25 protein-coding genes and 2 pseudogenes are annotated in these 21,916 nt (G+C 43.7%); 8 read left to right on the forward strand and 19 right to left on the reverse strand.

Features of this window, described 5'->3' with window-relative positions; translation table 11 throughout:
• The first annotated feature begins 295 nt into the window (after positions 1-295).
• The gene (locus ACWXW9_RS26745; protein ID WP_494931855.1) at positions 296-700 is read left to right on the forward strand and encodes a VOC family protein; all 405 of its coding nucleotides are present in this window, start codon (positions 296-298) and stop codon (positions 698-700) included.
• Positions 701-911: 211 nt separating this feature from the next.
• Here the strand turns inward: ACWXW9_RS26745 and ACWXW9_RS26750 are convergent, their stop codons facing one another.
• Both ACWXW9_RS26750 and ACWXW9_RS26755 read right to left on the reverse strand, forming a co-directional pair.
• A complete protein-coding gene (locus ACWXW9_RS26750; RefSeq protein WP_494931856.1) occupies positions 912-1,130 on the reverse strand; it encodes a hypothetical protein in 219 nt (72 codons plus the stop codon).
• 359 nt (positions 1,131-1,489) lie between these two features.
• The gene (locus tag ACWXW9_RS26755) at positions 1,490-2,383 is read right to left on the reverse strand and encodes a LysR family transcriptional regulator (RefSeq protein WP_494931857.1); all 894 of its coding nucleotides are present in this window, start codon (positions 2,381-2,383) and stop codon (positions 1,490-1,492) included.
• A 167-nt stretch (positions 2,384-2,550) separates the two neighbouring features.
• Here ACWXW9_RS26755 and ACWXW9_RS26760 point away from each other — a divergent pair, with 167 nt between their 5' ends.
• Positions 2,551-3,414, forward strand: coding sequence for an alpha/beta fold hydrolase (locus tag ACWXW9_RS26760; protein WP_494931858.1), 864 nt, complete (start codon positions 2,551-2,553; stop codon positions 3,412-3,414).
• A 240-nt stretch (positions 3,415-3,654) separates the two neighbouring features.
• Here the strand turns inward: ACWXW9_RS26760 and ilvD are convergent, their stop codons facing one another.
• The 9 genes and pseudogenes from ilvD to ACWXW9_RS26805 all read right to left on the reverse strand — a co-directional run.
• A complete protein-coding gene (gene ilvD, locus ACWXW9_RS26765) occupies positions 3,655-5,343 on the reverse strand; it encodes a dihydroxy-acid dehydratase (RefSeq protein WP_364147400.1) in 1,689 nt (562 codons plus the stop codon).
• Between the two features lie 20 nt (positions 5,344-5,363).
• Positions 5,364-6,029: a GntR family transcriptional regulator gene (locus ACWXW9_RS26770; RefSeq protein ID WP_494931859.1), complete on the reverse strand. Its 666-nt coding sequence runs from the start codon at positions 6,027-6,029 to the stop codon at positions 5,364-5,366.
• 155 nt (positions 6,030-6,184) lie between these two features.
• The gene (locus ACWXW9_RS26775) at positions 6,185-6,478 is read right to left on the reverse strand and encodes a hypothetical protein (RefSeq protein ID WP_494931860.1); all 294 of its coding nucleotides are present in this window, start codon (positions 6,476-6,478) and stop codon (positions 6,185-6,187) included.
• A 162-nt stretch (positions 6,479-6,640) separates the two neighbouring features.
• Complete coding sequence (locus ACWXW9_RS26780; protein ID WP_494931861.1) at positions 6,641-7,012, reverse strand: VOC family protein; 372 nt, start codon at positions 7,010-7,012, stop codon at positions 6,641-6,643.
• A 61-nt stretch (positions 7,013-7,073) separates the two neighbouring features.
• Positions 7,074-7,940: an SDR family oxidoreductase gene (locus ACWXW9_RS26785; protein ID WP_494931862.1), complete on the reverse strand. Its 867-nt coding sequence runs from the start codon at positions 7,938-7,940 to the stop codon at positions 7,074-7,076.
• Between the two features lie 257 nt (positions 7,941-8,197).
• Entirely contained in the window at positions 8,198-8,635 is a 438-nt protein-coding gene (locus ACWXW9_RS26790; protein ID WP_494931863.1) for a MarR family winged helix-turn-helix transcriptional regulator, read from the reverse strand.
• 275 nt (positions 8,636-8,910) lie between these two features.
• Positions 8,911-9,750 (reverse strand): formylglycine-generating enzyme family protein, encoded by an 840-nt coding sequence (locus tag ACWXW9_RS26795; protein ID WP_494931864.1) that lies wholly within the window; start codon positions 9,748-9,750, stop codon positions 8,911-8,913.
• Positions 9,751-10,041: 291 nt separating this feature from the next.
• Positions 10,042-10,677 (reverse strand): glycoside hydrolase family 11 protein, encoded by a 636-nt coding sequence (locus ACWXW9_RS26800; RefSeq protein WP_494931865.1) that lies wholly within the window; start codon positions 10,675-10,677, stop codon positions 10,042-10,044.
• Positions 10,678-11,066: 389 nt separating this feature from the next.
• A pseudogene (locus tag ACWXW9_RS26805) lies at positions 11,067-11,195 on the reverse strand (helix-turn-helix domain-containing protein); the annotation flags it as partial.
• A 351-nt stretch (positions 11,196-11,546) separates the two neighbouring features.
• Here ACWXW9_RS26805 and ACWXW9_RS26810 point away from each other — a divergent pair.
• Positions 11,547-11,645 (forward strand): annotated as a pseudogene (locus ACWXW9_RS26810) (GNAT family N-acetyltransferase); the annotation flags it as partial.
• 138 nt (positions 11,646-11,783) lie between these two features.
• Here ACWXW9_RS26810 and ACWXW9_RS26815 read toward each other — a convergent pair.
• The 4 genes from ACWXW9_RS26815 to ACWXW9_RS26830 form a co-directional block, all read right to left on the reverse strand.
• A complete protein-coding gene (locus tag ACWXW9_RS26815; protein ID WP_258296108.1) occupies positions 11,784-12,128 on the reverse strand; it encodes an MmcQ/YjbR family DNA-binding protein in 345 nt (114 codons plus the stop codon).
• Positions 12,129-12,324: 196 nt separating this feature from the next.
• Positions 12,325-12,750, reverse strand: a complete 426-nt coding sequence (locus tag ACWXW9_RS26820; RefSeq protein WP_342416791.1) for a MaoC family dehydratase — start codon at positions 12,748-12,750, stop codon at positions 12,325-12,327.
• A 147-nt stretch (positions 12,751-12,897) separates the two neighbouring features.
• The gene (locus tag ACWXW9_RS26825; RefSeq protein WP_179031654.1) at positions 12,898-13,110 is read right to left on the reverse strand and encodes a helix-turn-helix domain-containing protein; all 213 of its coding nucleotides are present in this window, start codon (positions 13,108-13,110) and stop codon (positions 12,898-12,900) included.
• Between the two features lie 338 nt (positions 13,111-13,448).
• Positions 13,449-13,694, reverse strand: a complete 246-nt coding sequence (locus tag ACWXW9_RS26830) for a helix-turn-helix domain-containing protein (RefSeq protein ID WP_494931866.1) — start codon at positions 13,692-13,694, stop codon at positions 13,449-13,451.
• Positions 13,695-13,991: 297 nt separating this feature from the next.
• Here ACWXW9_RS26830 and ACWXW9_RS26835 point away from each other — a divergent pair, with 297 nt between their 5' ends.
• Complete coding sequence (locus ACWXW9_RS26835) at positions 13,992-14,282, forward strand: DUF6809 family protein (RefSeq protein WP_494931867.1); 291 nt, start codon at positions 13,992-13,994, stop codon at positions 14,280-14,282.
• A 46-nt stretch (positions 14,283-14,328) separates the two neighbouring features.
• Here ACWXW9_RS26835 and ACWXW9_RS26840 read toward each other — a convergent pair whose 3' ends face one another.
• The 4 genes from ACWXW9_RS26840 to ACWXW9_RS26855 form a co-directional block, all read right to left on the reverse strand.
• Positions 14,329-14,532, reverse strand: a complete 204-nt coding sequence (locus tag ACWXW9_RS26840; RefSeq protein ID WP_494931868.1) for a hypothetical protein — start codon at positions 14,530-14,532, stop codon at positions 14,329-14,331.
• A gap of 432 nt (positions 14,533-14,964) precedes the next feature.
• Positions 14,965-15,717, reverse strand: a complete 753-nt coding sequence (locus tag ACWXW9_RS26845) for an amino acid ABC transporter ATP-binding protein (RefSeq protein WP_494931869.1) — start codon at positions 15,715-15,717, stop codon at positions 14,965-14,967.
• 15 nt (positions 15,718-15,732) lie between these two features.
• Positions 15,733-16,392 (reverse strand): amino acid ABC transporter permease, encoded by a 660-nt coding sequence (locus ACWXW9_RS26850; RefSeq protein ID WP_494931870.1) that lies wholly within the window; start codon positions 16,390-16,392, stop codon positions 15,733-15,735.
• A gap of 40 nt (positions 16,393-16,432) precedes the next feature.
• Positions 16,433-17,197: an amino acid ABC transporter substrate-binding protein gene (locus tag ACWXW9_RS26855; RefSeq protein WP_494931871.1), complete on the reverse strand. Its 765-nt coding sequence runs from the start codon at positions 17,195-17,197 to the stop codon at positions 16,433-16,435.
• A 318-nt stretch (positions 17,198-17,515) separates the two neighbouring features.
• Between ACWXW9_RS26855 and ACWXW9_RS26860 the strand changes: the two genes are divergently transcribed.
• The 4 genes from ACWXW9_RS26860 (at position 17,516) to ACWXW9_RS26875 (ending at position 21,615) form a co-directional block, all read left to right on the forward strand.
• Positions 17,516-18,442, forward strand: coding sequence for an ABC transporter permease (locus ACWXW9_RS26860; RefSeq protein ID WP_494931872.1), 927 nt, complete (start codon positions 17,516-17,518; stop codon positions 18,440-18,442).
• Between the two features lies 1 nt (position 18,443).
• A complete protein-coding gene (locus tag ACWXW9_RS26865) occupies positions 18,444-19,394 on the forward strand; it encodes an ABC transporter permease (RefSeq protein ID WP_494931873.1) in 951 nt (316 codons plus the stop codon).
• A 197-nt stretch (positions 19,395-19,591) separates the two neighbouring features.
• A complete protein-coding gene (locus ACWXW9_RS26870) occupies positions 19,592-21,235 on the forward strand; it encodes a peptide ABC transporter substrate-binding protein (protein ID WP_494931874.1) in 1,644 nt (547 codons plus the stop codon).
• Positions 21,235-21,615, forward strand: a complete 381-nt coding sequence (locus ACWXW9_RS26875) for a DUF3899 domain-containing protein (RefSeq protein ID WP_494931875.1) — start codon at positions 21,235-21,237, stop codon at positions 21,613-21,615. Before ACWXW9_RS26870 ends, ACWXW9_RS26875 begins: the two co-directional genes overlap by 1 nt.
• The last annotated feature ends 301 nt before the right edge of the window (positions 21,616-21,916 follow it).

Genomic DNA, 21,916 nt, shown 5'->3' on the forward strand with positions numbered 1-21,916 from the left:
TTACTCCAAACCACCGGCCCCTCTGTGAACCTTCCCCTCTCACACTTAATTAAGGGTGAAATCCTGCGAATTCATGAGCCTGAGTGAGGAAACTGAATCATTTCGAGGGAGTTCAGTTCCTATCACTCTTTCCCTATGTTTTCTTCATAAAACGCTACTGACATACTGTTGTCAGTAGCGTTTTTCTATAATCGGAGTAAGTAATCGTAAAGGAGTAGGAGTAAATGCGAAGTATTTTGGCCCAAAATGATATGATACGGTATTGTATCACTTATTATAGGAAGGATGGTATCTCGTGAATTTTACTTCTATACGCATCATTACCGACGACGTGGATCGTCTCGTCGAGTTCTATGAGAAAATCACGGGTGTTTCGGCGGAACGCCCCGCGCCTGTCTTTGCCGAACTCGTTATGCCTTCGTGCACCCTGGCGATCGGTCACTCCCAGACGGTGCAACTGTTCGGCGCTGGTTCGGCAGTGGCGGCCGACAATCACACTGTCATCATCGAGTTCCACGTCCACGATGTCGATGCCGAATACAAGCGCTTGAAGCCGTTTGTCGATGAGTGGGTAAAGGAACCTACCACAATGCCGTGGGGGAACCGTGCCGTGCTGTTTCGCGATCCCGACGGCAATCTTGTTAACCTCTTCGCGCCGGTGACCGAGGAAGCAATCAAACGATTCAGTGGTAGGCGTTGACGGACAGTTGAAGTGAGTGAGGCGAATTTCGTAATTAGTAATTTTACTGACCGCCGAAAGAGACCATAGCGACGAGCTATGGTTTCTTCATTTTATCTAGGTTCTTCATTAATTTTTGAGAAATGGATCTTTTTCGCGATCTTCGCTGATGCTGGCAGCCTATTTGTAATTGTGCTATAGTTACCAGTTAATTCAATAACGCGTGAATTACTCAACTGTAATCTTCAATCAATGAGATTTTTCCTTCCTTAATTTTAAATTTCGACTTTCCTTTTAATTGCAGCGTATCTCCAATTATTAATCCGTTAGGAAAGTCCACGGCAAGAATACCTTCATAATCGATTCCAACCTCTACTTTGTCATTTAAAACACTGTAATCGGTAATTGTCTGGCGACGGCTGGAGAACAGTGTTGACGACTGTTCTGCCAACTTCCTAAATGCTTGTATTCCTCTGTCTCAGTGGTGGTTTCCCCATTGGAAATATTCCTGAATATGATGTCCTTTATTTCTTTACTAACCATAATCGTACTCCTCTCCTTCACATAAAAGATGATACCTTTGTTTACCTAGACGAACTTATTCTCAGTACAATTGTACCATATATTGGAACTATCCTACCCGTTAGTTAAACAAAGGCAGGCGATCACAATGATCGCCTGCCTTCTTGGTTTTATTGAGTTATCGTTTCCCACTAGCTTAACAATTGACATAATAACATAATAATTACTCACTTTATATCCAGTATAGCTTAAGAAGCTACCGAAGTTTTAGACAAAAAGTGTACTAATTCATATACCTATTAAAAAACTCAGGAGCTCAGATTGAAAACTTTTTGCAGTAAAACTAAGCTCACGATTTTTATGAACAATTAGACCATGCGTAAAACTCATTTTGGAACTAAAAGGAAGTAGCTTTAGTGTACCATTCTTTAGTTCGTTGTTGATAGCTATTTCAGGGACCAAGGCAAAACTTTTTCCACAGCTTACATATTGTTTTATCATCTCAAGACTTGGTAGCTCTAACGCATCTTTAACTGTAATCCCGGCGTTTTTTAAAACATCTACAGCCTTCGTATGATACAAACAAGATGTGCCGCTACTGATAAAAAGCTCGTTATTTAGAATCTGGACTCCCGCATTTTCCACTTTCCGAGCTATATCCTCAGATGCAGCAAAAACAATGGTCTCATCCATAATTGGATAAAAAAGAATATCATGACGATTAGGATTTTGAGGAACAATTCCAAAATCCAGCTCATAATCCAGTATACCTTTTAGGATGTCTTGATGCGCTCCTTGTTCAATACGCAAATTTACTCTTGGAGAGTTTCTCGTGTATTCCTGGACAAAGGGAAGCATCCGTGTAAGAAAAAAAGATTCCTGTGTTCTAATACGTATTGTTCCGCATGGCTGATTCAGCTCATCCATACTTTCTTTAAGAGATTGACTTAAGTGAACATACTGATAAGCATATTTGGAGAATACCTTTCCCGCTTCCGTAAGTTCTATCCCTCGTGGATATCGATGAAACAATTTTTGACCGCTAATTTTTTCCAACTGTTGGATATGGGTTGTTACTGTAGACTGAACATAACCTAAGCGTTCCGCAGCTCGACTGAAACTTTTTTCTTCAAGCAAGGTAATAAAAGCCAGAAAAAAACGACCTTCTAATGAATCTATCAAATCGATCATCCTTATATATTTCAATTTGAAATACTAGACATTCAATTTATTTGTTAGTCAAATATGTACTTTTATTATACGATAACCTTAGTTCAAAGCCAATTACCGCAACACCATCAAATTACGGAAACATAATGTATTGGTTAAACTGAAAAGGAGATGCAAAAATGAAGATTAGTTATCATCAACAAAAGGTTGGAGATGTCGAAGTTTTTTATCGTGAAGCTGGTCCTAAGGACGGTCAAGTTATTTTATTATTACACGGGTTTCCATCTTCAAGTCATATGTTTCGCGACCTAATTCCCAAACTGGCAAAACAATACCATGTCATTGCCCCTGATCTCGCTGGATTCGGTCATACAACAACTCCGCCGCGCAGTCAATTTAACTTCACATTTGACAGCCTGTTCCAAGTTATTGAAGGCTTTACTGAAGCATTAGCTCTCAAACAGTATGTACTTTATGTGTTTGATTACGGTGCACCTGTTGGTTATCGTTTGGCAGTGGCTCATCCGGAAAGAGTTCAAGCAATTATTAGTCAGAATGGTAACGCTTATACTGAGGGATTTAGTGACGCATGGGGATCCTGGGAGACTTATTGGCACTCTCCAACACCTGAAAATCGTGAAGCATGCCGCGATTCCTTGACCCCTGAGACCATTCGTAACTTTCAGTATCTACATGGAGCTGATGCCAGCCTTGTTTCACCAGACGGGTATTCCCTTGATATTGCTTACATGTCGCGCCCGGAAGCTGAAGAAATCCAACTGGACTTGATTCTTGATTATAGAACAAATGTGGATCGTTATCCTGACTTTCAGGCTTATTTCCGTAAGTATCAACCTGAACTTTTAGCCGTATGGGGTAAAAATGACCCTGCCTTCCTCCCTGCTGGAGCTGAAGCGTATAAGCGTGATATTCCATCTGCGGAAGTCCATTTACTTGATACTGGGCATTTTGCTCTCGAAACACATGCTAAAGAGATCAGTGAGCTTATTCAACAATTCTTAAAAAATGTAAAAACAAACTAAAACCCAATCCTACATTCTGTTTCCCATAACCAATTCCTGCCAGTATCCATTGTTACTTGCAAATCTGTTCAACGAATATGATATTTATCAATAATCTTATACTAGCCTACCGGTTTGTTGAAAACAAAAGCAGCCGATCACATTTATCGGCCGCTTTCTTGGTTTTATTAAGCTAACGTTACCCGTTAGCGTAATGCCCCTTCTCAATCATTGATTCGTCATAACTGAGTTTACAACCTATTAAAATAAATCTGTAACGGCCCCTTTGGAAGCAGATGAAACTAATCTCGCGTATTTACTAAGAACACCTGTAGTAAATTTCAATTGTGGTTGAACCCATTCATTCTTTCGTTTCGCTAACTCTACTTCCGAAATTTCAAAGCAAATTTCTTGCGTTTCACTATCAATGGTAATGATGTCACCCTCTTGCAGAAGAGCTATTGGTCCACCTACTTGTGCTTCTGGTGCAACATGACCAACTACAAAACCATGTGAGCCACCTGAAAATCTACCATCAGTTATGAGAGCAACTTCTCCACCAAACCCTTTCCCGACGATTAAAGCGGTAACTGAAAGCATTTCTGGCATGCCTGGTCCGCCCTTCGGTCCGCAATACCGAATAACTAACACATCTCCTTTGCGGATCTGGTTTTGTAATATTGCCTCAGTAGCCGCTACCTCGCTATCATATACACGTGCAGGACCAGTGAAACGAGACTTTTTCATCCCTGACATTTTGGCAATTGCGCCTTCTGGAGCCAGATTGCCCTTTAGAACGACTAACGGCCCACTCGTCTTTAAGGGATTATTAAACGGGCGAATAATGTCTTGATTTTCAAGCAACGGTTCTGATGCTGCCAAATTTTCTGCTAAAGTTTTACCGGTAATCGTCATACAATCACCATGGAGAAGACCTTGCTCAAGAAGAAGCTTCATCACGCCGGGAACCCCACCAATATCACTTAGATCCTGCATGACATACTTTCCGCTTGGCTTAAGATCTGCAATGTGTGGCACTTTTACACGAATGCGTTCGAAATCATCATAGGTTAACTCTACTTGGACAGAGTGTGCAATCGCAATTAGGTGCAGGAAGGCATTGGTAGAGCCCCCCAATGCCATTACAAGTGTAATCGCATTCTCAAATGCTTTCTTTGTCATAATATCGCGCGGATAAATTCCCTTCTCAAGTAGTTCAAGTACTCGCTCACCTGCTTCTTCGCATTCCAATGCTTTTTGAGGTGATATCGCTGAGGTAGAGGATGAACCAGGAAGACTCATGCCTAATGCTTCTGCAGCAGATGCCATTGTGTTAGCTGTATACATTCCTCCGCAAGCTCCGGCCCCAGGGCAAGCGTTGCACTCAACCTTGTGAAGCTCCTCATCACTTATTTTACCATCATGATACAGCCCTACTGCTTCAAAAGCACTGACAATATCTACGTCTTTACCGTCTAACTTCCCTGGCTGAATTGTTCCGCCATATACATATACCGCAGGCAAATTCAGTCGGCCGATAGCCATTAAACACGCTGGTGTATTTTTATCGCATCCGCCTACAGCAACAAGCGCATCGAAACGCTCTGCGTTCGTAACAATCTCAATGGAGTCTGCTATAGCTTCACGGCTTGGTAGTGAGTACAACATCCCGTCATGCCCCATCGAAATTCCATCTGAAACCGTAATGGTGTTAAAAATCAGAGGAGCGCCGCCATGAAGCTGAATTCCCTTTTTCGCTGCAAGCGCTAAGGAATCAATATGCATGTTGCATGGGGTTACTTCACTCCACGTACTCGCCACGCCAATCATCGGCTTCTTGAAATCCTCGTCTTTAAAACCGACAGCCCTCAGCATAGCGCGATTAGGGACGCGATTAACTCCCTCACTTATAACTTTGCTCCGAATTCTTAAATCTTTATGACCAGACATACTCATTCATCCTTTCACTATTAGATTAGGGCATACAGTTCATGCATAGGTCTTATTAAGTTTTGTTTCATATGTGCTGAGGCTTTTTCAGTGTCTTTCTGCTCCAAAGCTAATATGATAGATCCGTGCTCTTCCACAGAGGTAAGTGTTCCTGTGACTGGTTGCTTAAGAAAGACATATTTAAACCTTCTTATATGAATTTGCAGTGATGTACTAAATGATGCGATGTACGCGTTATCCGATATATCTACAATTAAATTATGAAACTGCTCATCATGTTCCATAGCTTGGTAAGCCTGTCCACTCTGGATGGCTTGGGCGAATTGCTTATTTATTTCTTTCAAGACCTCGATCTGTTCCAGTGAAATGAGTTTTGCTGCATATTCAGCAGCCAAAGAATAGAGCGCAGCGAGCGTTGGGTACATCTTAAGAATATCTTCTTTTTCTATGCTCGTTACTCTCGTTTCTTTACCAGGAAACATCGAGACAAGTCCTTGCATTTCCAAAAGCTGAAAAGCCTCCCTGATTGGAGTTCTACTAACAGCCAAAGATTCCGCTAGTTCAGCATCAATTAATTTCTCGCCCGGTACGAGTGTACCCTCAATGATCCATCTTTGGATTTGAGTTAATGCTCGTTCTTTAGCTGATATTCGAGTTGGTGAAGAAAAATTGTGGGGTACTGGCATAAGCAATCTCCTCTTTAATATTGCATGTATATGCAATATATCGCATTCTAGAGCTCGATGCAATGAGTTTATAGAATAATTTATTGTCTTATTTTATAAAAGGAGCAGGAGCCGCGGCTCCTGCTCCTTTTTTTGAACTTAAGTACTGCGTTAGCTCAGCGTTCTTTTTTATATTTATTGAGATACCAATCTTCAATTAAATTGTATATGCCCTCAATTTTCTTGTTAAAACTATCTTTAAATTCTTCCTGAATGTTCCTTCCGTTGAATCCGTATTCATCATAACAATCAATCAATAAATCTCTTACATTCTCTAATTTATGGTCGAACAAGCACCGAATAAGCTTCTGTGTTACATTATCATGTTCATTTTCTGGAGCTCCCCCTCGGATTAAGCCAAGAGGGTCTAGTTTATTAATAATTACTCTTAGCTTCAGGAAATCCCTCACATACTCTTCGGATAATTTCTTTTTTAAATCCTTATCTATTTACCATCACCCTCCTAATAATTGTACTGTTGTTCTCCGTTAGCGCAACGGTGCTTATGATACGACAAAGTCATCGGCATAACGAACCAGAGTTCCCAGAGAGGGTATTGTTTCTCCATTGTGTTAACGTCTGAAGTAGGAAAGTACCCAGCCAATGCCGTTTCGATCCGTGATGCCAGCAAGAAGTCCGTTAAAAGGAGCCTCGAACACCTCGCTATCTATAGTCCCGTCAGCCGTCAGGTCTTCATACACTTGGCGAAATTCCTCTTCAGTCTCGAGCGTCAGGGTGACCTTTACATAGTCTCCTTTAAAAGAAGGCTGAGCTGCGGTGCTATCGGCGAAGTAAATCGTGCTGCTGCCTAAATTTAATTCCGCATTCAGCACCTTATCATCCTGTTTTCTAAAAATTTTAACTTCCCCGCCGAGCACAGACCGGTAATACTCGATTTCTTCCGTGCAATTGTCCACCACTACAAAGGGACTCGCAACTTTCATACATCATACCTCCTGATTTTCATGTACTGCTACTTGCATCACCAAGTGACGGTCTAGATGTTTATCCTATAAACGCACTTTTATAATCCCTGACAAAGCTTTCGAACGAAGTCGCCTTTTGTCCTGTTATTTCTTCGACCGTGCTGGACACCGATGCCGCTTTCCCGAGCTTGTTGAGATGATTCAATTCCATTATTGCATCCACAATAACTCCGGGCGTTCCTGCGTCCAGCATGGCTTGCCGGGCCATGTCGTCCGGTACATCGACATATCTAACAGGCTTGCCGATTACCGAAGAAAGGATATCTGCAATTTCGCTATAAGAAATAGCGGATGGACCGGACAGGTAATACGCCTTGTTTTCATGTCCTACCGTTGTTAAGACGTGGAATGCTACTTTCGCGATATCCCGCGCATCAACCAGGGCAATTCCTTGGTCCCCCATCGGCGCGTAAAATGTGCCATGATCTTTAATCGTCTGGGAATTAAAGTTGACAATGTTTTGCATGAACGAGTTTGGACGCAAGAAGGTGTGGGCAATGCCAGAACGCTCAATTTCTTTTTCAACTGCTCGGTGCCACTTTGTCAGTGTGACGGCTTCCAAGTCAGCATCTGCCCCAGAGAGTTTAACCAGATGCTTCACACCTGTATCTTTTGCAGCCTGAATGATGTTGCTCGATAACTCCACCATTTGCGGAACCACTGGTGTCACGAAGAATACTTTTTCGATTCCGTTCATGGCCGCCTTCAGTGCGGAAGGATCGCCAATGTCAGCTACAACCGTTTCTACCGCCATTGATTTCAATTCATCTGTACGAGTCGTAGAGCGTACGGTGGCACGAACCGGATGACCATGGTTGGCCAAAATCTTGACTAACTCTTTACCGACATTTCCTGTTGCACCAATAACTAAAGTGGTTGAATTCATTTCGTACCCTCTCCTTTTCAATTTTAGATGGCACTGCAGCTAGTTAATGTGCATATTAGTTGGGATGTCATCGCAACTATTTATACATCAAATTAGATGACATTGCAACTATTTTATTTGTCGTTGATTTTCGAACTTAGCTTGTCGGGTGACAAGAACATTGGCCGATTCAATTCCGCGTAAATCGCGGGCTTTCTCATAATCAGAACATGTTCTTGTCATTTGGTAATGTCAAGTATTGACCGGACATCGCCGTTTCACCCATTGCGAACCAATTCACTCATGTTGCCTATCACCTTTTTCAGCAAGCTCAGCATGAGGGCATATTCGTCTTCGTTGATACCGACAAGACTCTGGCTACTTACGCGATTCAATGCTTCTTTAACCTTTGGTATTACATCTCCGCCCGCTTCTGTCAAATAAAGCAAATGGTAACGATTATCCGCGGGATCGGGTTCCCTTCGTACGTAACCCTCGGCCTCGAGTTTGGCGATTGCTTTCGTGATCGTTGTTTTATCTAAGAGTAGTTCTTCGCTTAATGCTTTCTGTGTAATTGATTCTTTGTGCGCGATCGCCATGAGGATGAGATACTGCCCGCTTCCTATCCGATAAGGAGCAAGCTCGGATGATATAAGAATTTGCAGATAGCGATAAATAGCCGATATATACTTCCCATACGACTCGGTATTATCCATAGTGTACACCTCCTAAATTAAGATGGTATTGCAACCAGTGATTGTATTGTACCATGTCAGGCGAGGTGTCTCAATTGCGGCACCGTAGCGTCGACAACGCGTCTGTCAGCCTCAGAAGCTTGTCCAACCTTGGAGATCCAGTAGGATCAAAACACCAGCAATGAGCGTATCGAGGAAGTGATGCGCAATTGCCTGCTCCCAGAAAAGTCCCTTGGGCTCATATTCGTACTAAACTGCCCGTTAGTTTAACCTTCGTTTGTTGTGCCTTGTTCCAATTATTCTTTACGAGTTACACGAAACCCTTGATCGGGACCAAAGCCATTCGCATCGAACTTGCCTCGGAAGGATATCTCGTTGTTGCTGACGTTGCCAATCCAACCGCCGCCCTTCACTACCCGGAAGGAACCGCTTTGACTATCCAAATCTCCGTACCAGTCCCAGCACCATTCCCTTACGTTGCCAGACATATCGTAAATTCCTAACTCGTTTGGTTTCCGGGTACCGATCGATTTTGTTTTATTATTGTTGCTCTCTATGATAGGCCAGTTCCAGTCTCCAGATAAGTATTTGTCTCCGGCATTTTTCCAATACCATGCGACCTCGTCGGCATTATTGCTTCCGCTGTATGTGTACCCCTTGCTCGCCTGACCTCCGGCTGCAGCATATTCCCACTCCACTTCTGTAGGCAATCGGTAACCGTTAGCTCCCTCATTAATCGTTACTGTCCATTTTATATTATCGTTATCATTCTTATTATTCGGGTCTTTCTTTTCCTTGTCTATGTTGTAATACGGTTTTAAACCCTCTCGTATACTTCTTTGATTACAGTACTCCACAACGTCATACCAGCTCACCATTTCTACCGGCAAACTGTCGCCTACGAATACCGAGGGATTACTTCCCATGACTTCAACCCACTCTTTTTGGGTTATCTCATATTTACCGATATAAAAGTTCGATAGAGTCACGCTTTTTCCAGAGTGGTTGGACTTGTTATTCTGAAAAGTCCCACCTTCCACGTATACAAGGTTATCCTTTTTTTCAGGCTTATCTGGTGAACAAGCACTGATCACAACCATTGTTGCTATTAAAAAGAACATTAGTAGCTTTCTCATTGATATATCTCCTTTAAGCTGATAGGAAAAATGATAGGCCATAACGGCCTGCAACTCGCCTCCAGCAGCGTCGAAGGCCGTTCGCCTGGCAGGAAACGGCCTACAACGCATCCGCACTGACGGATAGACTGGAGGGGAACGGTCATCGGCCTGTCTACAATGCTTAGGGCTCGGTGAGTCCTCCATGATCGATTCATTTAAACCCTATCTATCAGACAGCTCCCAAAACCCGCTTATCCCGTGAGACAGTCCCAACCGCGCCTGTTCGTTGAACAGCTTGCAGTTGATTGGTTACCACACCGTTACGTTAGAGCTCCCGCTACTCTGATACCCCTCTGTCGCCAACACCTGGTAAGACCAGTTGCTCCCCAGATTCATTCCTTTGCTCGCCCATGCGTTCACATGGTTGCTGAAAGTGATCGTGGAGTTGCCCCCGGTCGCTCTCTTCGACTGTCGAACACTCCAGTACTGAGCAAACGTTTGTGTGCCGTCAATGGAAGGTGCGTTGTATCGCATTGTTGTGTAGATGTCATATGTGCCCCCATCACTGGTCACTGTACCTTTATACGTTCCGGTAGGTCGATAAGTCCCCCAGCTATCAACGACGTAATATTCGATGAGTGCGTTTCTCGTCCACCCGTAGAGAGTCAAATACCCATTGCCAGACGGCGCCCAGACGCCAGCATTGTAGTTAATCGTCCTGTTTGGTGATCCGGTAGTCCAGCCTTTGCCGACAACAAAATTCCCGGTATTTTGCCATGTCACGCTGTAATTACCGCCTGATCCATTAACAGCATTGACCGTCCCGCCGCCATCGGTCCAATTTTGCCAATAATCTGTCGCTGCACTTGAGGTTGTTGCAAACAACCCAAAACTCATGGAAGCTGCAAGAACTACTGTCATCATTTTCTTACTAAACTTAAACATACTTTACCTCCTAAAATTTTTGTGTTTGTCCCATACACCTGCTTGTTGGTTGATTCTCTTTGCAGCACATCACTTATCCGTGCCATATCCCGTTTTTTTACTTTTACCTCCTTTCTGAGTAAATTATAGAATGATAACGCTTACATAAAAACCTAGCAAATTAAAGCTTTAACTCTATTATGTTTAGCTTTCTTTGAATTTTATAGAACCCGTTGAAGGGTAATCGGGTTTCGTAACGTTGGAAGAAGGTGCATATTAAAAAAGAACAAAATTCTGTCGACGGTAAGTACCACAACACAGTTATGATGGGACGACTTAATGAATAATTCAAGCAAAAAACCTCCTGTGAATCATCACGGGAGCTTTTTTGCTGTGCATGTTATGCCTTTTTACCTGTAACGTTTAGGATTATCTGTCTGATCAAGAATAAAGTCGATACTCACCTTGTGGAAATCCGCCAATTTGATCGAGACCACACTTGGGACATCCAGATTCCCATTTTCATATCGGGAATACGTAAGAAGTCAGCCACGGTCTATTTCTTTATCTATTTAAAATGAACTAAAAAATAAACCAAGTTGAACAAGAACGGAGTGGGCGGAATGGTGCTGTACAAGCGATAGCGTTCGCCTTTGTGCCCGGATTTCAACCTTCTTAGCTTAATTAAGAAATCCGGGCGCAACAGCGATGGGAAGCACCATCCGACCGCATAGTGGCGCCTCATGTACATTTTTAACTCAGCTTATAAAAAACTTTATGCAAATAACGCATAAATATCAGTATGCCTCCATCGCATGCTGTAAACTGTGCTTGGGTGATGACAGTGCATAAGGAAATTCTCGATTCAAGTGAGGACAAACACTTTGATGGAGACAGAAAATTTAGATAGAGAGCAAGGGCAGGCATTTATAGATACATCGGGGTTCGAACAGATCATACAAACGGACACTGTGAAACCGAGAAATTTATGACCATTTCGAGGGGGTTTAAAAGATATTTGAACATTTGTAGAACGTACTCACATCAACTAATTAAGGATAACATTAGGTGATTATGGTATTGAAACACATAGTTTCTCACGCATATACGATAAGAAAATGGGGGAATTATGTCCTTTCTTTCTTCTTCTTCGGTTTCGTCAGTTGAAAGCTATGTTTCACCATATCAAAAAGATCATCCTCTTGCATATTACCATCTAAAATAACTGTATTCCAATGCACTTTATTCATATGATATCCCGGCTTAACTTCTTCAAATATGCTGCGCAGGAAATCGGCTCGGCTCGGCTCACATTTGAGGTTGATGCAAAGGTGGCCATCATGCTTGTAAATCATCGCAAATATTTTTTTATTATCCTTATGACGTATTACAGTCCATTTTTCATCAAAGGGGTAGTCTTTATAAACGTCGGGATAAGTGAGACAATAATTAATTATTTCCTCTTTAGTCATCTAACTTCCTCCATAAATCTATTTTCAAGAGTAACCTTTAGCGCTCAAAGCGCATCGTAAGTGGAATCAAACATTTAGTTTACCATCAGCAGGTAGTCCTCACCTTAAAACCATTATAAAGAACAGGTGTTCCCTAATCAACTTAATATTAGGAGGCTCTCTTCTGTGGATTCTATATTTACTGTCCGAATACACCTTATTTATTAACTAAAACGGACAATTCACCTTCAAATACTTTCTCATCCTTGTTATTGAAAGTCGTCAGCATAACAGTAACTATTCCTGTTTCATTTAGTTTCTCTCTAAGTGCAGTTACCTCCACAATTGTATGTAATTCATCTCCCGGATACACGGGTTTTATAAATCTAATATTGTTCATAGCAGTTCCAGCAATGACATCATCACCATAACTACCCGTTTCAACCCAAAGCTTAAATGAAACTGCTAGCGTTTGAATTCCTGAGGCTATGATTCCATTAAATCTTCCCTGCGTTGCTTTATCTTCATCCAAATGCATATATTGTGGGTCAAACTCCGTTGCAAATCTGGTAATATCCTCTTTTGTTAATGTTAAAGACTTGGTTCTAAATAGTTGTCCGATATAAAATTCATGGTACCGCATTAATGTACCTCTCCTCTTGGTCAAATGATCTGCTTTTTTAAAGCATATCATTTATTAAGTTAATCTGCCTGTTCATATAATGAATAATTCCAGCAATAAAGCTCCTGTGAATCATCACGGGAGCTTTACTTTGCATGTTATGCCTTTTTACCTGTAACGTTTAGGATTATCTGTCTGATCAAGAATAAAGTCGATACTCACCTTGTGGAAATCCGCCAATTTGATCAAAACAACGCTTGGAACGTCCAGGTTCCCATTTTCATATCGGGAATAGGTTGTTTGTGAGATTTGTAAGAAGTCGGCCATACTTTGTTGTGTTAAGTCTTTGTCCTCACGTAAACTACGAATTCTCTTATACACTGCTCATCACCCAAACAAAGTTTACAACATGCGAAAACTGCATATTGATTTTTATGCGTTTTTCGCATAAAATTATTTATTTGTCTTTAACTTATATAAACAAATCAGTTTCCATAGGGAAGCGTGATGAAAAAGATATGTAATATGGTAAATGGCATCCCAAATACCCGTTGGCGAACGTTGTTGCGGAGTGCAGGAAGATTGATTCACCCAATAAATCAATTCATATGCAAAAACTCTCAATTGGAACAGACAGATTCTCCTAAATTCATTTTATTAAAGTTAAATATTTTCCAACAAAGTGTATAACAAATATTGAAATAAAGCTCCTGCGGTCATCAAAGAGCTTTATTTTGCATACTATTCTTTTTACCTGTACAACGTTCAGAGTTATCTGTCTGACCTAGAATAAAGTCGATACTCACCTCGTGGAAATCTGCTAATTTGATTAAGACAACACTTGGAACGTCCAAACCCCCATTTTCATATCGAGAGTAGGTCGTTTGTGAGATATTTAAGAAGTCGGCCATGCTCTGTTGTGTTAAGTCTTTATCCTCACGTAAATCGCGAATTCTCTTATACATTGCTCATCACCCAAGTAAAGTTTACGATATGCGAAAACTGCATATTGATTTTTATGCGTTTTTCGCATAAAATTTATTTAAAGAGTACAACAAGTAGAATAAGAACGAAGTGGGCGGAATGGTGCTGTACAAGCGATAGCGTTCGCCTTTGTGTCCGGATTTCAACCTTCTTAGCTTGATTAAGAAATCTGGACACAACAGCGATGGGAAGCACCATCCGACCGCGGAGTGGCGCCGTATGTACATCTTTAGCTCAACTTATATAAATAATCAGTATTCATAGGGGGCTTGATGAAAATGATTTTGGAGGATCTGTATTATGGGAATTGGCGTCCCAGTGAACAAATAAAGTCAACCGACCCTGAGTCTCAAAAAGTGAATCAAAAAATTAGCGAATATATGGAGATGCTGAAAAATAAATTACCAGCAGTCGATTTTGAGCAAATTGAAGTCATGTTTGATTTATTAAGCGAGTCAACTTCCTTGCACTCCGCAGCAGCGTTCATCCACGGGTACCGAACGGGGGCAATGACGATGATTGAGGTATTTAGCGGGGAAAAAGAATGGATTGCTGGTAATAAACCATAAGAAAGATGTTGGAGAAATTTAACTAATGACTTAAAATAAAAGCACTTCAACTCGGCGGAAATAATCTTTTGCCTTGAAGTGCTTTGCTTTGTACGAATCCTTCTACTTCGTACCGCTCGGTATTGGGCCAGTTGTTCCTTGGACACGGTGGGCTCAGCTTAACGACCTGATACGTTCCTAACTGGTTGTTGGCTTCATTTTTATTAGTCATCAGCTTCTGAATCGGAGCTTTAAGTCCTGTTTGCAACACGTCCCCAACCGATTTTGTCTGAACCGGATTCCTTCACTTTGGCTAGAACGGACGGAGCGGTAACGATTTCCAAACTCTTAATATGCTCATGCAAGCATTAGAGTCCACAACTTTCGGCTACTCCAGCTTGCATTCGAAGCTTTTTTAAAGTTGCTATATGCTCTACATGCTCTGCGACTACAAAAAAGGGAGATGGCGCTTGCCATCTCCCTTGCTTTTATTCTTACCTCATACTTCCTGCTTAAAAACATGTTGCGGCACAGGTGGTCGGTTAGCGGAGCGGGCAGAATTGTTCTGAAGAAGCGTGAGCGTTCGCCTTTATCCCCGGATTTCCCCCTTTAATTCCTATTCCAATAAAAAAAAATCCGGGGATAACAGCGATCGGAAGAACAATCTGCACGCGTAGCGCCTCCCCTGAAAACAACTATGTTTTTAAGCTTCCACCCGATTCAAAAACACCTTCGTCCGCTCTAGCTGCGGATTGCCGAAAATCTGCTCTGGCGTACCAGACTCTGCAATCTCTCCATTATCCATAAAGATGACACGATCCGCCACATCTCTCGCAAAGTTCATTTCGTGGGTCACGATGACCATCGTCATATGCTCCTCAGCCAGCTTTTTAATGACTCGCAGTACCTCGCCCGTCAGTTCGGGATCTAGGGCCGAGGTCGGCTCGTCGAACAGTAAAATGTCAGGGTTCATCATCATTGCCCGGGCAATCGCCACGCGCTGCTTCTGTCCACCCGACAGGCGGGATGGATACGCATCCGCTTTATCCGCCAAGCCGACTTTAGCCAGCAGCTCAGCGCTTTGGCGGCGCAGCTCGGCCTTGCTCGTTTTTTTCACCAGCTTTGGAGCCAGCTCCAGATTATCCTGCACCGTCAAGTGAGGGAACAGATTAAAATGCTGGAATACCATGCCCATCCCCGTGGTAATGCCTTTAATGTCGCCTGCCGGGGCGTACTGACCATTTTCCACCAATGCTTTATCATGAATGCGGATCGTCCCGCCCGTCACATCTTCCAGATGAACCAGACTGCGAAGCATGGTGCTTTTCCCCGAGCCAGAAGGACCGATGACCGCAACGACCTCACCCGCCTTGACGTTAAAGCTCACCCTTTTCAGAACGTCGAGCTTACCGAACGATTTTTTCAAATCGATTACTTCTATTGCGTTAGTGTTCATATCCCGACATTCCTTTTACTCGAATTTAAAACGTTTTTCCAGCGCTCTAAAGAATAGCGTCAGCACCAAAGCCAACAACAAATAGATTATAGCCGCTACAAAATAAGGCACGATCGTAAAATCACGGTTCACAGCCGTATTGGCAAAATGTAGTAATTCCGGTACAGCTACCGCGTATAGAAGAGCCGTATCCTTGACCAGTGTTGTCGCCTCATTCGTGACCGCAGGCAAAGCAATCCGTACCATTTGCGGCACAATGACTCTAATCAGCGTCTGTGACTTGCTCAGGCCCAGCACTTGTGAAGCTTCGTATTGTCCCTTATCAATCGACAACATCCCGCCTCTGAAAATTTCAGCAAAATAAGCCGCATAATTCAGCACAAACGCCAGCAACGCAGCCGTTGTCCGGTCCAGAACCAGATACTCCCCGATCACAGGCAACATCGGCAGACCAAAGCAAAAGAACAGCAGTTGCAGCAAAAGCGGTGTGCCCCGTATGACATAAATGTACGTATGCATCAGCCAGGCAATAGGCTTAATCCGGCTTTTCGCCAGCAACGTAACGATAAACCCCAGTGGAATGGACAAGATGAGCGTGATAAAAAATAAAATAACCGTCATCTGCGCCCCTTCGAGCATAGGCTTCATAATTCGTAAAATATAATCCATACTCATAACCTTCGACTCCTAAACCCTTAGTTCAATACGCTACGTATTAATTCAAAACTTTATCTTCACCAAACCACTTTTTCGAAATTTCAGCAGCTTTGCCATTCTTGTGCAGCTCATCCAAAGCAGATTGCAATTGCGTCAGCAGCTCTTCGTTACCTTTTTTCACGCCGATGCCGTACTCCTCAGGGGCCAGCGATTCACCAAGCAGCTTATACGTTCCTGACTCTTTGGACATATAGTATTTGGCAACCACTTCATCAATGACAACTGCATCCAGACGTCCGGTTTTCAGGTCTGTCAAAGCGAGCACATTATCGGGATACTCAGACACCTTCACCTTGCTTTTGATCGGATTCGCATCCAGTGCATCGGCTGCCGAGGACAATGTTTGAAGACCCACGTTTTTGCCCGCCAGATCGTCCAGCTTCGTGAGATTGGATTTGACCGGAATCGCGATTACTTGACTATTTTTCAGATATGGCTTCGTAAACAGCACCTTTTCCTTGCGCTCATCCGTAATCGTATATCCGTTCCAAATCAGATCAATACGGCCGCTATTCAGCTCGGATTCTTTGGCAGACCAGTCAATGGGCTGAAATTCCACTTGCTTGCCCATCTGCTCCGCAGCCGCCTTGGCGTAATCAATATCAAATCCTGTCAGCTCGTTATTTTCATCTCTAAAACCCATCGGTGCAAATTTATCATCAATTCCGATAATCAGCTTGCTGTTATCCTTACCGCCGGAACATCCGGCCAAAACGATCATAATCAATCCAATCATCATTGTGAACATGGCTGTTTTTTTCATTTTATTCCCTCCAGCAATGGTAACCTCCCTATCCAAAGGACAGGCGGCAAACGCTTTAGTTCGTTAACACGTTATCAGAGTATCATCATAACATACCGCAAGATACTCGTCGAGAGGAAGGAGTGGATTCTTAGCCTTATAATAATGGAAAACCTGTGACAAAAATTTGACCAATGTTCTATAATGTAAAACCTTACCTTGACACGTTGTCAAAACCGTTTTATCATTTCCTAGTATTCTTATATACTTTTATTTATTTCATAAATTTAGCAGCAATAGTATGTAAATCAGTTTGATAGACAGGAGAAATAAAGCCCCATGTACATTTTAAAACGTCTTTTTACGATGCTCGTTACATTGTGGATTATCGTCACTTTAACGTTTATCATCATGCACATCATACCGGGTGATCCGTTCTCGAACGATTCCAAAACCATTCCGGAAGCAGTGCTGCAAAACATGCGTGCCAGATACAATCTGGACAAGCCGCTTGCCGTGCAGTATGTGTTGTATCTGAAAAATTTGCTGGTACTGGATATGGGCCCATCTATTCAATCGAAAACGACGGACGTGAACATGCTCATTGCCAGGGGGGTTCCACCTTCCGCATTGCTCGGCATTCAATCCATCGTTGTTGCAATTATTGCGGGTATTGCGCTCGGAACGCTGGCAGCTTTACATCATAATCGACCATTGGATTATATTTCGATGTTTATTGCCATTGTCGGTATTTCCGTGCCCAGCTTCATTTTGGCACCGCTTTTAATCAAATATGTCGCCGTCAAATGGCATCTGCTCCCGGTCGCCTCATGGGGAACCTGGCAGCATACGGTGCTTCCATCGCTGGCTCTCGCCGTTTCCCCTCTCGCCGTCATTGCCCGCTTCATGCGGACAAGCATGCTGGAAGTGATGCATCAGGAGTACATACGCACCGCCAAAGCGAAAGGGCTATCCTCTTGGGCCGTAGTCATCCGTCATGGATTACGCAACGCGTTGATTCCCGTGCTGTCCTTCATCGGACCCCTGTTCGCTTCCGTCATTACAGGTACCTTTGTTGTGGAAAAGATATTCGCCATTCCCGGCATCGGTAAATACTTTGTAGACAGTATATTTAACCGGGATTATCCGGTCATTATGGGCACAACCATTTTCTACAGTGCCATTCTGGTCGTTACCTTATTTTTAATTGATATTTCCTATCGTCTTGTCGATCCGCGAATCAAATTAGTCAGCAAAGGAGATTAACATGAAAGCAGCACCCACTGTCGAAAGGGACAGCCTGTTCAGTCCCGTTGACCGCAGCCAGCTACCCGCCCCCACATTGTCCAGACCCAAAGAATCACTATGGCGGGCTCGGCTTCGCAGACTTTTTAACAACAAGCTCTCTCTTCTGGGGCTTTCCTTACTTATCATTATTATCGCGCTGGCGATTGCCGGACCTTCCATGGTTCCTTATGCCCCCAGTGACCAATCCCTATTAAAGACGAACCTTCCTCCTTCGGGAGAGCATTGGTTTGGTACGGATGATCTGGGAAGAGACGTATGGGCACGAACCTGGGCCGGGGCGAGAATCTCGCTGATGATCGGGTTTGCCGCTGCCGCCATTGATTTGGTGCTTGGCATTCTCGTCGGCTGTATAGCCGGATATTGTGCGGGGCGCGGCAAAACGGGCGACCGGATTGACAGCATCCTGATGCGTATCATTGAGATTTTGTACAGCATCCCTTATTTGCTGGTCATCATTTTGTTGCTGGTCATTATGAAGCCGGGACTGCTCACGATGATTATTGCCCTATCCATCACCGGATGGGTGGGTATGGCCCGTGTCGTTCGGGGGCAAATTTTACAGCTCAAGCAGCAGGAATATGTGTTAGCCGCCCGTAGTTTGGGGACCTCCCATTCGCGCATTATTTTCAAGCATTTGCTGCCGAATGCAGCGGCGATCATTATCGTGAATCTGACGTTCACCATCCCCTCGGCTATTTTTGCTGAATCGTTCCTGAGCTTTCTCGGTCTGGGGATTCAATCTCCTTCCGCCAGTTGGGGGACGATGGCTAACGATTCACTCGGGGTCATTTTAAGCGGACAATGGTGGCGCCTGTTCTTCCCCGGACTGATGATCTCGCTCACCATGCTGGCGTTCAACACGCTCGGAGACGGGCTTCAGGATGCGCTTGATCCGCGTTCACAGCATTAATAACAGGGATTTACAAATGGAAAAAGGAGGGGTGTCTACCATGATCCGCAATTTCTCGCCCAACAGCAGAACCAACGGCAGCTCCTTTATGGAGCTCCGCACACGCGGCATACCTGCCGGAAAGGAGGTTGAATAAACCCCGTTACGGTGCACTTATCTTTTGAAATAACATTTAGCATAAATGGAGGAATTATACGATGAAAAAAATGCATTGGATGACTGTCATTTTACTTTTGGCAGTAACGGCTTTGGCCGGATGCTCTGGCAATACAGACAAAACAGCAAGCAATGATCCAGCCGCTGCGCCGCAAGCAGATATTCCGCAAGAAATCACCACCAATCTGGCAGGTGGCGAGCCGTATACACTGGACCCTGCTTTTGCATCGGATACAACGTCCTACTTTGTTATTGATAACCTGTACGAAGGACTGTATACATACGACAAAGCCGGTAAAATCGTTGAGGGCGCTGCCAGCAAAATAGACGTAACTCCTGACGGCAAAACATACACCTTCACCATCCGCGACGGCGCGAAATGGTCGAATGGCGATCCGCTTACTGCAAAGGATTTTGAATACTCCTGGAAACGGGTCCTGAATCCGAAAACGGCTGCCTACGATCCTTCTGCTCTGTACTACATCAAGGGAGCCGAAGCCTACAACACAGGCAAAGGTAAAGTAGAAGACGTGGGTGTTACAGCCAAGGATGATAAAACCCTTGTAGTTGAGCTGAAATCACCGCTGAGCTTCTTCCCAACGATCGCAGTGGGTCATGCGTATCTGCCCGTAAACCAATCCGTGGTTGAGAAAAGCGACAAATGGGCGGCAGAAGCCAACACCATTGTCGGCAACGGTGCGTATGTAGCCAAGGAATGGAAGCATAATGAGCAAATTACACTGACAAAAAACGATCAATATTGGAACAAGGATGCCATTACGATGGCAACCATTAACTTTAAAATGGTTCAAGACTCCACAACCTATTATCAAATGTACAAAACAGGCGATCTGGACCTGATTTTGGGTCTTCCGGTCGATACACTGGATCAGGAAAAGAGCAACAAGGAATTTTTGTCGCATCCATCTTTCAGTGTGTACACGTATTCTTTTAACGTAAAACAAAAGCCTTTTGACAATAAAAAAATCAGACAGGCTATTGCTTACGCGATTGACCGTGAAACCCTGGCGACCAACGTAACCAAAGGTGGCGAAACTCCGGCTTACGGATACGTACCATACGGAACAACAACACCATCCGGTAAGGATTTCCGTGACGAAGCGCCAAAGAAATACTATGAATTCGACGCTGCCAAAGCGAAACAATTGCTGGCTGAAGGTCTGAAAGAAGAAGGTCTGACCAAGCTGCCACCGATCACCTTCAAGTACAACACTTCGGACAAACATAAAAAAGTAGCCGAAGCGATCCAGGAAATGCTGAAAACGAACCTGGGTGTTGAAGTGACGCTGGAAAATCAAGAATGGAAAACATACATTGATACCTTTAAACAAAAGAATTTCCAAATCGCCCGTATGGGCTGGGAAGGAAACTTCCTTGATCCACTCGGCGTATTGGGACACTATACTTCCAAAAACTCGAACAATTTTACCAACTGGAGCAATCCAGAGTATGACAAGCTGATCGAATCTTCAACCTTCGAGCTTGATCCGGCCAAACGCTTCGAGCAGCTTCATCAGGCTGAAGACGTATTGATGGAGGATCTGCCAATTATCCCGATCCAGTTCTCTGCGGATACGGCATTGATCAGTCCTAAAGTTCAAGGCATCGTATTTGATGCCCGTTCGAACCCGGATCTTCGTTTTGCTAAACGGGTCGAAAAATAATGTTTTTACGCTTCGGGATAACGGCCCTGATCGTCGGCGCCTTTGGTTATCTGTATGCCTCACCTCATCTGTTGGATGGCCGTGAAAATGTGGCAACAGCGAATCTGCTATTCCTGTTAGGCTTGCTGGGCTTGGTGATCGGCGCAATCTTCCACGTCCTGCAAAGCGGGTTTCTCACCCTCTTCCTGCGGGGATTCGCCGACATCAGACATCTGTTCATCCGACAATCCAAGGCATTACAGGAGGAAAACGAACGATTGCGTTCGGATGAATCTCTAACTGCCTGGAAAACGTCTGTGTTCCGTCACCTCAAGGTGTACACCTCGGGGTGCGGTACGGGGCTTGTGCTTTGTTCGATCGTTTTAATAGGGATAGGTTAGACGTATGACAAGCTTTCTTGGGGTTGGTAGGCGCTGCGCGTGCAGATTGTTCTTCCGATCGCTGTTATTCCCGGATTTCTTTTGAATAAGAGCCTGTAAAGGGTGAAATCCGGGAATAAAGGCGAACGCTTCGCTTCTTCAGAACAATTCTGCCCGCTCCGCTGGCAACCGCCATAGAGCTTCTATACGTTTTAGAGGGGTGTAGGGGGGAAAGAGGGGTAGGCCAAGTGGTTAAACTTGGCCTACCCTAGACAATACAAAAAAGAGAGTTCCGCGAAGTTTACTCGTGGGACTCTCTTTT

It is taken from the genome of Paenibacillus sp. LT-B23 (assembly GCF_059417685.1).